This window comes from Staphylococcus edaphicus (assembly GCF_002614725.1).
Lineage (GTDB): Bacteria > Bacillota > Bacilli > Staphylococcales > Staphylococcaceae > Staphylococcus > Staphylococcus edaphicus.
The window spans coordinates 1-11,844 of record NZ_MRZN01000029.1; the positions used below are offsets into that span (position 1 = coordinate 1).

Annotated in this window: 10 protein-coding genes and 1 pseudogene; 3 read left to right on the forward strand and 8 right to left on the reverse strand. The window is 32.8% G+C overall.

Annotated features, from left to right (window positions below):
* Positions 1-324: 324 nt before the first annotated feature.
* The 3 genes from BTJ66_RS12555 to BTJ66_RS12565 are packed head-to-tail and all read left to right on the forward strand — an operon-like array spanning position 325 to position 2,903.
* Positions 325-1,251 (forward strand): VOC family protein, encoded by a 927-nt coding sequence (locus tag BTJ66_RS12555; protein ID WP_099091284.1) that lies wholly within the window; start codon positions 325-327, stop codon positions 1,249-1,251.
* A gap of 13 nt (positions 1,252-1,264) precedes the next feature.
* Entirely contained in the window at positions 1,265-2,326 is a 1,062-nt protein-coding gene (locus BTJ66_RS12560; RefSeq protein WP_099091285.1) for an LLM class flavin-dependent oxidoreductase, read from the forward strand.
* Positions 2,327-2,336: 10 nt separating this feature from the next.
* Entirely contained in the window at positions 2,337-2,903 is a 567-nt protein-coding gene (locus BTJ66_RS12565) for an NADPH-dependent FMN reductase (protein WP_099091286.1), read from the forward strand.
* Positions 2,904-3,265: 362 nt separating this feature from the next.
* Here the strand turns inward: BTJ66_RS12565 and BTJ66_RS12570 are convergent, their stop codons facing one another.
* The 8 genes and pseudogenes from BTJ66_RS12570 to BTJ66_RS12600 form a co-directional block, all read right to left on the reverse strand.
* Entirely contained in the window at positions 3,266-4,255 is a 990-nt protein-coding gene (locus tag BTJ66_RS12570) for a choloylglycine hydrolase family protein (RefSeq protein ID WP_099091287.1), read from the reverse strand.
* Between the two features lie 132 nt (positions 4,256-4,387).
* Positions 4,388-4,924 (reverse strand): anaerobic ribonucleoside-triphosphate reductase activating protein, encoded by a 537-nt coding sequence (gene nrdG / locus BTJ66_RS12575; RefSeq protein ID WP_099091288.1) that lies wholly within the window; start codon positions 4,922-4,924, stop codon positions 4,388-4,390.
* Positions 4,921-6,771, reverse strand: a complete 1,851-nt coding sequence (gene nrdD, locus BTJ66_RS12580; RefSeq protein ID WP_099091289.1) for an anaerobic ribonucleoside-triphosphate reductase — start codon at positions 6,769-6,771, stop codon at positions 4,921-4,923. Before nrdD ends, nrdG begins: the two co-directional genes overlap by 4 nt.
* Positions 6,772-7,195: 424 nt before the next feature.
* The gene (locus tag BTJ66_RS12585) at positions 7,196-8,119 is read right to left on the reverse strand and encodes an AEC family transporter (RefSeq protein ID WP_099091290.1); all 924 of its coding nucleotides are present in this window, start codon (positions 8,117-8,119) and stop codon (positions 7,196-7,198) included.
* A gap of 315 nt (positions 8,120-8,434) precedes the next feature.
* A pseudogene (locus tag BTJ66_RS13915) lies at positions 8,435-8,524 on the reverse strand (hypothetical protein); the annotation flags it as partial.
* 255 nt (positions 8,525-8,779) lie between these two features.
* Positions 8,780-9,409: a DUF4064 domain-containing protein gene (locus BTJ66_RS12590; protein WP_099091291.1), complete on the reverse strand. Its 630-nt coding sequence runs from the start codon at positions 9,407-9,409 to the stop codon at positions 8,780-8,782.
* Between the two features lie 225 nt (positions 9,410-9,634).
* Positions 9,635-10,090, reverse strand: a complete 456-nt coding sequence (locus tag BTJ66_RS12595) for a MarR family winged helix-turn-helix transcriptional regulator (RefSeq protein WP_099091292.1) — start codon at positions 10,088-10,090, stop codon at positions 9,635-9,637.
* A 22-nt stretch (positions 10,091-10,112) separates the two neighbouring features.
* Positions 10,113-11,546, reverse strand: a complete 1,434-nt coding sequence (locus BTJ66_RS12600) for a YhgE/Pip family protein (protein WP_099091293.1) — start codon at positions 11,544-11,546, stop codon at positions 10,113-10,115.
* Positions 11,547-11,844 lie beyond the last annotated feature (298 nt).

Below are 11,844 nucleotides of genomic sequence, written 5' to 3' on the forward strand. Positions count from 1 at the left end.
ATCGCAATGTGGCTAGTAAAAGGACAAGCAATGGTCTGAAAGACCACTGTTTTTTGAAAAATAACTATATAAATAAAAATAAACAAACCTTACGCATTAATTTGCGCAAGGTTTGTCTACGTTCTGAGACTTTGCTTAACAAAGTCTTGTTTTTTTGTCCCTCTTCTTACGAATTCACTGAAAACACCATAGAAGTTGCAAATTCTAATAAATGCAGATATATTATTGTTAACAAGTATATTTTTTATACCTTTAAAGTTTACTTTTTACTTTCTAGGAAATATGTATAAAAAATAGAAATTTTGAAAGTTTGGAGGACACTACATGAACATACTCGGTCATCACCACATTTCAATGTATACAAAAGATGCACAAGTTAATAAAGATTTCTACACAAATATTTTAGGGTTGCGCTTAGTAGAAAAATCTGTAAATCAAGACAATCCAACGATGTATCATTTGTTTTTCGGTGACGAAATAGGAACACCTGGTACATTGCTTAGTTTTTTCGAGATTCCAAACTTAGGTAAAAACCGTCCAGGAACAAATAGCATTCATCGCTTATCATTACTCGTCCAAGATGAATCAGCAATAAATTATTTTCAAAATCGTTTAAATGAGCAACGTATCCCTACGACGCCAATAACCTATTTAAACCATGCGGCGTTGTTATTTCAAGATATAGATGGGTTAGAAATTATCCTACTAGCTAACAATCATCTCCAAACACCCCATGAATGGAAAAAGAATCCTTATACAGATATTCCAGAGACATATCAAATTTTAGGCATGGGTCCAGTAGAGCTGCGCTTACGTGATATACAGCCAACACTCGAATTCTTAAAAAATGAATTAAATTATTCGTTAAGGACTGATACAAATGAGACGGTAATGACATTAGATTCAGATGGACTTTATACTGATTTTGTTCTTGTTGAAGAACAAGGTCAACGTGCTAGACCTGGTCAAGGCTATGTACATCATATTGCCGTAAATACGCCTAATGATGCAGATCTGCAAGCTGTACTAAATAGAATAGAGCATAACCCAGGAAATAATAGTGGTATCATTGATCGTTACTTTTTCAAATCACTTTACTATCGTCATAATAGTATTATGTATGAATTTGCTACTGCATCTCCTGGCTTCACAGTAGATACTACTATTAATGATTTGGGTAAAAAACTAAACCTGCCTGACTTTATGGAACACCAAAGGTCAGAAATTGAAGCAAAACTACATGATATATAAAGGATGATAATAAATGGCAATTTTAAAAATGAATGAACGTACACCACTGGAATTTGGACTTTATTCCCTAGGTGATCACTTGCTCAACCCTCATAATGGTGAAAAGGTAAGTTATGAACAACGTATTAGCGAGTTAATTGAAGCGAGTCAATTGGCAGAACAAGCAGGTATCGATGTATTTGGCATTGGTGAAAGTCATCAAGAACACTTCACAACACAGGCGCACACAGTTGTACTTGGAGCCATTGCTCAAGCGACGAAGTCAATTAAAATCTCAAGCACTTCTTCAATTATTAGTGCATCTGATCCTGTAAGAGTATATGAAGACTTTGCTACATTAGATCTCATTTCTCACGGACGTGCAGAAATCGTCGCAGGCAGAGCGTCACGTACAGGTGTGTTTGATTTGTTTGGTTTGGATTTGAATGACTACGACGACCTATATGAAGAAAAGCTAAACCTACTCATGGAACTTAATAAAACAGATAAAATTACTTGGTCTGGTAAATTTAGACCCGATTTAAATAATATGAAAATATTTCCGAGACCCATTGATGATGTATTACCTATTTGGCGTGCTGTTGGTGGCCCCGCTGCAAGTGCTATCAAAGCAGGACGTCAAGGTATTCCAATGATGATTACAACACTTGGTGGTCCCGCAATGACTTTCAAAGATTCAATAGATGAATATCGTACGACAGCAAAGGAATATGGTTTTGATAATTCACCTGAATCCTTACCTGTATCAACAGCAAGTCTGTTCTATACTGCAGATACTACCCAAGCAGCATTGCGTGAATTTTATCCACATCTCAATGTTGGTATGTCATTTATTAGAGGCACGGGCTACCCCAAACAACAATTTGCAAACGCTCCAGATTATAGAGATGCATTAATGGTCGGCAGCCCTCAACAAATTATTGAAAAGATACTCTACCAGCATGAACTTTACAACCATCAGCGATTTATGGCACAAATCGATTTTGGTGGTGTACCTTTCGATAAAATCATGAAAAATATCGAACTCATTGGTAACGAAATTATTCCAGGCGTAAAAAAACACTTAAAGTCATAGGAGGTATATCATGAATATTGTATTACTTTCCGGTTCAACTGTTGGATCTAAAACTAGTACGGCTATGAAATATTTAGAATCAGAAATAACGTCTGAACAAGGTGAACATCAGGTTCAATTTTTTGATTTAAAAACCTTGAACCTTTCCTTTAGTGATGGACGTAATTATTTAGATTATACAGGTGATACGTTAGCGTTAACGACTGCCTTAACGCAAGCAGACATTATATTTATTGGCTTCCCTATATTTCAGGCCTCTATTCCTGGCACATTAAAAAATGTATTCGACTTACTACCGGTGAATGCATTTAGAAATAAAGTGATAGGTATCATAGCAACAGCTGGTTCACCTAAACATTATTTAATTCCTGAAACACAGCTCAAACCCATTTTAGGCTATATGAAAGCACATATAATGCAAACCTATGTTTTTATAGAAGAACGTGATTTTTCACAAGGAACTATCGTAAATGATGATATATTATTTAGACTTAACGAATTAGCCACTTCGACATTACGAGTGTCAAAAGTGTATCAGCAAGTACTCGAAGAAGAAGATGACCAATACGATTTTTAATTACTAGCCCTAGGCCAAGACACATACTGATGTCTCGACCTAGGTTTTTTTATAGATAATACCTGCCGCTATTGAACATATAAGCATTGATACATGCGGTTCAACTCAGTTAAACATCTAAACACCATTACTCTGATATACCTATCGTACTAATACTTTATAATTAAAAACTGGGGTTCTAAGCCGTCCTTATCTTTTTTTAAAAATAAAAAAAGGGCGCCAAGCATCTAAAAGCTATAGATGCTTAACACCGCTTCTTACCTTTATATCGAGTTTTGTGAAATTGCTCAAATGAGCCCGTTCACAGTCTAAATTTGTCATATCAGTAAAATAACTTTAGCCTATTCAATTTACAATTTTAATCAAATATCGTTCAACTTATTTGTTACAAAACCTTTGACTGGTTCAAATATTGTCATATCTTCCTTTGAAATCAAATCTGCTGTTAATTGTAGCTCTGTAATTTGATTCGTATCATACCATTTAACATATAATGTACGTGTTGTTAAATTCATAACCGTTTGATATAACGTATAATGCAGTTCTTCATTTTCATCTAAGACTGCGCCTTTAGGTATACTAACAGCATCTAATAACTTAAAAGCATCCAGTGCATCGTATTCTGGATGATCACTACCTATTAAATAATTTTTCAAATAAGCAGTTTTGATAAAACGTTCAGCCGATGTATAACCACCAGGCAAGCCATATGTACCACCCTCGTTACCTAGAGGTCCCATTGACTGTCCCATCACTTTTTTGGCTTTAGGTTTATGTGGGGTAACATTCGTATAATTTCTTAAATTTTCATAGTGCCAATTTAAATCAGGATTATTTGTTAATACGCCAATAGGATTTTCATTAATCACAATATTTCCATCTTGAAAGGTAAGTTCAATTGAACGGCCTGTATCATCAGTAACGTGATAATGTAATGGGGGAACTTCTGCAATATCATTCAGCACATGCGCCACAACATTTACTTTTTTCGCGTTTTCGATTAAATCATCAATATTTTTGTTATAACCAAGTACCCATGTAATGACTTCACTTTGAGCAATGTTCATATATCCTTCACGAACTTCAGTCGCATAGGATGCATAACCTCTGAAATACTGTATTGAAGCCCCTACACCGTGTTCGTTCAAGCCATCTCCAAATAGAAATCCTTCCATATCACTACCTGTACCAATAAATCCATATTTTGTTTCACCTTTATATTCAACACGTGATTCCCAATAGAAATGACGCGGTTGTACTGCAGGTCGACCATCTAAGTGATAAACAAAATCCATAGTTCGACCAAGTATTGCCTGCCTACTTTTGGATAAAAACGAAAAACCTGTACACATAAACTATCTACTCCTTTACGCTATTATAATGACACATCTTTAGATTATTTATAAATAATCTGTTCTGATATGCAACCTACCTGTAGTCATTGATTACTACTAACTTAATTGAGTAAATTGTTTCAAAAACATTCAGTCTCTTATATATTCACATAGCTCCTGACTTGTCAATGATGCTTGGACATCAATCACACGTTGATTTATAGAGCCTTTATAAGGTAAATTCGGTCTATACAAATGATTGATAAAAGGACCATCTACTAAAACATCAATTTGTTCAAGTAATGCCCTTCTTTCTGCTAAATCTTGTTTTAAATATTCAAATAAAAATCCAGTCCACACCCATAACGTTTTTGTAGTACCAAATCGACATCGAAAAGCTTCAACACACTTCAAGGTGATGTCTAAATTACAAAATGGCTCTCCGCCCAGTATACTCAAACCTGAAATATAATCTGGCTCACAATATTCCATGATTTCTGCCATTATATTTTGATTAAATCGTTCTCCATATCTAAAATTTTGAGCCACTTTATTATAACAATTTTCACAAGCGAACGGACAACCTGAAACATATAAACTGCAACGAACCCCTTCTCCATCCACAAAACTTTGTGCTTCTATTTTAGCTATATGCCCCTGCCCTTTCTTTATTTCTAAAATATTCATATAGAAGTATCTTTCAAATGTTTTACGCGTGCGCAGATTTCTTTATGACGACCTTCTATCGTAGGTCTTTGAACAGGATTACCTAAATAACCGCAAGTACGTTTAACCACATCTACCGTCTTTGGATCATCATTGCCACATTGTGGGCATTGATAACCTTTTTCCGTCGTTTTGAAATCCCCATCAAAGTCACATTTTCTACAATGATCAATTGGAATATTTGTTCCTAAATAACTGACTTTATCATAAGCGTAATCCCAAACAGCTTCTAATGCTTTCAAATTATGATTTAATTTTGGATATTCACAATAATGAATGTAACCGCCACTAGCAAAAGTTGGATAATCTTTTTCAAAATCAATTTTTTCAAAAGGTGTGACATCTTTTCTTACATCATAATGAAATGAATTTTGATAATAACCTTTATCTGTGATGTCAGCTATATCTCCAAATCTCTCTCGGTCCAATCGACAAAACCGATCTGTTAAAGATTCACTTGGTGTACTATAAATACTAAACCAAATATCATATTTTTCAGTCCATTTTAGCTGGTAATCTTTCATCGTCTTTAAGATATCTAAAGTAAAAGCTTTAGCTCTAGATAAACGTTCCCACTTAGGTCCATAAAATACAGTTGCCGCTTCATACAATCCTATATACCCCATAGACAAAGTTGCACGCTGTCCTTTAAAGATTTCCATGATATCGTCAGTATCGTTTAGCCGATATTTAAACGCCCCATTTTTATATAAAATAGGTGCATTCACTGGTGTTGCTTGTGCGATACGTTCCATACGATAAACGAGCGCATCATGCATGATAGCCATACGCTTATGAAATATCTTCCAAAAGATTTCAATGTCACCGTTAGATTCAATGGCAATTCTTGGAATATTTAATGTGACTACCCCTAGATTGCATCGGCCGTTATTTTCATAATTACCCTCTTTATCTTTCCATGCTGGCAAGAATGAGCGACAACCCATAGGCGCTTTAAAATCGCCTAATAATTCCACCGTTTTATCGTAGTTTAAGATATCTGGATACATGCGTTTGGTAGAACATTCTAAAGCAAGTTGTTTGATGTCATAGTTTGGATCCGCTTCATTTAAATTAACGCCTCGTTTGATTGAAAAAACAAGCTTAGGAAAAATTGCTGTTATGCGATCTTTACCTAATCCTTTAATTCTAGTACGCAATATAGCCTCTTGAACCTTGCGACTGTATTTATCTGTACCTAATCCAAAGCCAAGGGTTACGAAAGGTGTTTGTCCATTTGAAGTATATAAGGTATTTATTTCATACTCGAGACTTTCAATTGCATCTCCAATATCTTGCGTTACACGCTCATCTACATATGTATTAATTGCTGCTTTATTCACAAACTTCTCTGCAATTTGTCGATGTTTGGCTTCATTGTATTTTGCATATTTACTCAATAACTCATCAACTCGATCTATCGTGCAACCTCCGTACTGACTACTTGATACATTCGCAATGATTTGTACTAATTGTGCCGAAGCAGTTTGAATAGATTTAGGTGAAGTTACTGTGGCATTACCTATTTGAAACCCTTGTGCAAGCATACTTTGTGCATCAATCAAACAACAATTCGTCAGTGGTTGAAATGGATGATAGTCTAAATCATGAAAATGTATATCACCACTTTCATGTGCTTTAGCTACATGTTCAGGTAATAAGTAATCTAAAGCATATGATTTAGAAACGACACCTGCCGTTAAGTCTCTCATAGTTGAAAAAGTAGCACTATCCTTATTCGCATTTTCATTTACTACCGTAGGATCTTTCGTTATAAGATTTTTTAAATTTTTTTCAAGTTTATTCATTCTACTCCTCTTTTCCTATATATAGTATATAAATCAAATATAAAACACTATATGTTGTGTTTCAAATAAGCACTCAGCCGTTAACAAATTTGTCACATTTTTGTTAACACTTTGTGACTTTTGATTTGTAATTGCTATTAGATAGAAAATAATTAATTATAAAATGATATATCCGCTAAAATTGAAAATAGTAAATCTAAAAAACCATCTTTTAAAAAAACATTAAATCATTAAACAGTAGTAATATTTTGAATGTTAAGCTAATACCAAAAACATAAAGGTGAGCATAAGACGATTAAAACTTTAATTTAATCACTTATACTCACCTTTGATGCAAAACAACGCATTGTTAATTTTTAAATAAACTATTCACTATATTGATAAGAATTAGGCCTGTTGTCTATAGAGGATGCCGCTTATCTATTTAAAATAATATTCTAGAAAAGTATATGACGACGACAACCGTGACAGCACTTAATAAAGTAGATAAAAAAACTAGTTCTGCTGCTAATTCAGGATGATTATCATATTCTTGTGCAATCACTGAACTATTTACAGATGTTGGCATTGCAGAAGCTATGAATAGTGTTTGTGCTATTATCCCATCTATTCCCATTACGTTTATGATAACTAATGCAATCAGTGGTCCTATAATTAATCTTATAAAAACATAAGCGTAAGATTTAGACCATTTTAAACTAAACTTTATGTTAGAAATTTGAGCACCTAACATTAATAAAGCAATTGCAATCATTGCATCTGCTACATAATTGGCAGGCGTCCATATAAATTCTGGTATAGGTACATGATTATAATTAAGAATAATCGCAAGTAATAACGCATATAAAACTGGCATTTTAAAATAGCCTAATAACGCTTTAAGCTTTCCTATTTGTAACGATTGAATTGCAAACACACCATAAGAAAATGTAAAAATATTTTGTAATGACAAGACAATAACTTGTACCGACATTGCTAAAGGATCCCCTTTAAAGACAAGATCATTTACTGGAACACCATAATTTCCAGAATTAAAAAACATAAGACTATTCGTCAATGTTGTTGCTTCTCCTTTATCAACTTTTCGTATTGCTGTTAACACTTTACCGATGATAAATAGAAACAACATATAAATAATAAAGAAAATCACTATGTAAATTAACAGACTTAATGCAAAGTCTGTTTTATAAAATTTCACAAATATAAAACCAGGCACAAAGACATAGATATTTAACTTAGCTAATGTATTCAAATCCAAAGTGAATTTTTTTTGTAAAATAAATCCTAAAAGTATCATGATAAAGATAGGTAAGAGTACAGTCTGTAAGATGTATAACATATCATTCATAGTATCTTCCCCTTGTATAGTAATTCAATATAAATCATTACTCATTTAATTTCCTTTATAACTCTAATTAATATCAATAGTATCAAAGTTTTTGCTATATTACTGCTATCTTCAACTAATTTGATCTGAGATGTTTCACGTAAAACAATTTTCCAAAAGAATGCTGCTACCTAAATAGACGCTATAGGTCATATTTTAAACAGGCATTTGTTATTTTAGACAACCCTTAGTTAAGCGGCACTATCCGGTTAGCCTTACCTCTATCAAAATTACTTAAAACAGGCTGAAACACTTAAGTCTCAGCCTGCAAGTTCATTTATTTTTGTTATTACGCTTTTTTTCTTCTAATATGGCCATTACGATAAACCCAACAATTAATAGTGGGGACAACATTACGAGTATCATCACTAAAACTACACCTCTTTTTTACTGTTAAGCTAAACCACTTTACCTTTTAATTTTTTATGCCACTGTCTTATGTTGTTTTTATAATATTCAAAACATGGTATAACGATACAAATTCAAAAATTTTGATTATACTAAACCTCCTTCAACCCAATCATACATTATCTTAAATATAACATATTACATTATTTAAATATCGTAAATAAACTATCGTTATAATTAAAAAAGATTACCCAAAAATGGGTAACCTTTTTCTTAGTATTTATATGGATCGTCTTTAACTTTCCTCGATGTTTCATCTACATCTTCAAAATCTTTTAAGTCCTGATCACTTTTATTTTCATTTGAGGCTGAATATTCATCTTTGATTGTTTCTTGTTCATTTTTCTTTTGTTCTTCTGACAGTACAAATGAATTATTGTGCTCATTGACTTGAGATCCATCTTTAATATATGGATTTACATCATCATCTTCGTCTTTGGCATAAATTGGTTCTTTAGGTTTTCTTACTAATAGCATAATACCTGCTATCAACCATAATACGGCATTAATCCAATTCCCTACGAACGAAATGACACCTGCAATGATTAATAAAATACCTGCTACTTTTGCTTTTTTACCAATTAAAAATGCACCAATTATAGCAATAATCAACAGAATAATTGCTAAAACAAGACCCACTGTTAATAAACCATTCAGCATACCAATCATAGCTGTTCCATCTTGTTGCGTAAGACTACTATCATCTTCCATTAATTGTTGGATCATAGCGTCTTTAGTTTCACTATTATTTAGTAATGGCATTAAGATTGCAATAAGTGCTACACCTATTAACTGCAATACGATACCAATCCATGCTAGAACACGTTCTATCGTTCTTTTCATCAAATTTGCCCCCTCTTTCTATCCATTAAATTGATTAAGACAATAAGCTTTTATCTACTATCTTTTTAAAAATATTAATTATATAGTCAATTATACTAATTGTTAATAATTAAGTCCATTCTTTGAAGGTTACTGAATATTTTAAAAGTGTTGTCTTTTGAAAATTTAAGATTAAAAAAGTAGAGAGCATCAAATGCATTCCCCTACTTTTTTAAGTTGTTATAATTATTGTTTGTTTTCTCTAAACGCACTATCAATGTGTGTCAGTTGCTCCACGAATTGATGTACTTCGTCCACCGTAAATTTGTTTCCTAAACGTTCTTTAACAGCTTCAGTCATCACAGAAGTAGCTTTTTTTAAAAAGCTTTCACCTTCACTACTTAATTTAATAAGTTTAATTCGTTTATTTTCAGAATAAGCACGTTGAACGTAACCCATTTCTTCTAATTTTGCTATACGTTTTGAAGCTGCTGTTTTAAAAATGTTTTGTAATTTCGCTAGTTCATTGATAGTCACTTTACCTTCTGTTTTTATAATTCTCATCGCTTCAATTTGCTCTCTTGAAAGTAAATTACTCAAACCAGTTTCTCTTACGATTTCAACGATTTCTTTATTCAAATGCAACATAACTATTTGAAACTTAATAATTGCTTCTTCAATTGTTTTATCAACATTTTCCAAATAAGTCACCTCCAGAATGCACCTATTTAAATTCTATTGAAAATGGTACTCTTTTTCTATGATTAAACCACAGTAATACTAGGTATTGTAATACAATCATTATGACGATAATACCAATCAATAGAGCAACTACAAAACCAAAGTCAAAGTGTCCTGCGTTAGTGAATATTGCTTCTCTATATCCTTGTATTGCATAAGACATTGGAGAAAATGGATGAATCCATCTAAAGAACTGCGCCGACAATTCTATAGGGAACATACCTTCACTTGAACTAAGTTGTAATATCAACAATACCATAGAAATAAACAATCCAATTCTATCTAACAGTAAGCTTAAGAATGTTGTAATTGCAATTGCTGCAATAGCCCATAATACACCTACCAAAATAAATTTGCCTATATGATCAATTGACATATTTAATGCAAAAATTGCCCAACTACTCATAAGTAATGCTGAAATTGTGCCTTGCACAATATATAATAGCAATTTACCAAACGCTTGCTTAGCGGATGTAACATCTTTACGTAACATTTTTCTGAGTGGATATATCGCACTAAATGATACGGCACCTACAAATAAGCTCACGCTCGCCATATAAGGTACGATTGTTTCCCCATATTTACCAGCCTCTGTAGCATTATTTTTATTGATTTTCGTTACGTTGTTTAATGCTTTTTCATTATCACTTTCAAAAGCAATGCCTTCTTGTTGTTTGACTGATTTATCTAATTGCTCTTTTAATTGGTCGTTATTTTGTTGCAACTGATTAAGACCATCAGTAACTTGTTGATTACCTGAAATCAATTGTTGTGCAGGTTGACCTACAGATGGAGCTAATTGTTTCAATCCATCAGTGACTTGCTGATTACCATCAATTAATTGTGATTCTGCATCCGACATTTCACCTAATGCCTCTGATGTATCTTTGAAGCCTGATTGTGATTTTTTACCACTTGCAAATAATTGGTCTAAATAATTCGTGCGAATGTTATCTTTAATAGCATTCGTCACCGTATCAATTGCTTTTTGCGCTGATTGACTACCAGTATAACTTGATCCTGGATTCACTTGCGTTTCCAGATTTATCTTTTTAGGATTCTTATCCAATAAAGTCGTAGCATTACTTGAAGCATCTTTCGGAATAATTATCGTTCCTACGCTTTGACCTTTTTCTAATTGTTTAAATGCTTCTTTTTTCGATACTTCTTGAAAATCAAATTTGTCATTATCTTTTAATTTATCAACAACATCATCACCTATAGTTACTTTGTCACCATTTAGTTTCGCACTCTGATCTTGGTTTACAATTGAAATTTTCAATTGATCTGTCTTATCATAAGGGCTCCACATAGAACCAACGAATAAAGCAACATATAATAGCGGGATAGCTGCTATTGCAATAAGCGATACAATTAACATTTTATTTCTAAAAATAAATTTAAACTCATTAAACATTTGTCTCTACCTTCCTATTTCTTAATTGTACACCCTTTGTACTATTGATTATAAAAAAACCTAAGTACGCACAGGTTTCATCTTAGAGTATAATCACTATTCAAAATTATGAGGGATAGTCCATATATTTTAAATAGTACACCCCATATACTATAATTATATTACTCTCCGTGAAATCTATTGTCAATTGTAAAATTTTACAGTTAAATAGTTTGATCATCATAAAATATATAAGCATCTCATTTTAGCTACACATATAATATAAAAGACTGCACTTTCTGATTAGAAAGTGCAGTCT

Bases quoted from the DNA above. Each gene is read 5' to 3' on its own strand.
- BTJ66_RS12555 (WP_099091284.1), top strand. From the start codon at position 325: ATGAACATACTCGGTCATCACCACATTTCAATGTATACAAAAGATGCA.
- BTJ66_RS12560 (WP_099091285.1), top strand. From the start codon at position 1,265: ATGGCAATTTTAAAAATGAATGAACGTACACCACTGGAATTTGGACTT.
- BTJ66_RS12565 (WP_099091286.1), top strand. From the start codon at position 2,337: ATGAATATTGTATTACTTTCCGGTTCAACTGTTGGATCTAAAACTAGT.
- BTJ66_RS12570 (WP_099091287.1), bottom strand. From the start codon at position 4,255: ATGTGTACAGGTTTTTCGTTTTTATCCAAAAGTAGGCAGGCAATACTT.
- nrdG (WP_099091288.1), bottom strand. From the start codon at position 4,924: ATGAATATTTTAGAAATAAAGAAAGGGCAGGGGCATATAGCTAAAATA.
- nrdD (WP_099091289.1), bottom strand. From the start codon at position 6,771: ATGAATAAACTTGAAAAAAATTTAAAAAATCTTATAACGAAAGATCCT.
- BTJ66_RS12585 (WP_099091290.1), bottom strand. From the start codon at position 8,119: ATGAATGATATGTTATACATCTTACAGACTGTACTCTTACCTATCTTT.
- BTJ66_RS12590 (WP_099091291.1), bottom strand. From the start codon at position 9,409: ATGAAAAGAACGATAGAACGTGTTCTAGCATGGATTGGTATCGTATTG.
- BTJ66_RS12600 (WP_099091293.1), bottom strand. From the start codon at position 11,546: ATGTTTAATGAGTTTAAATTTATTTTTAGAAATAAAATGTTAATTGTA.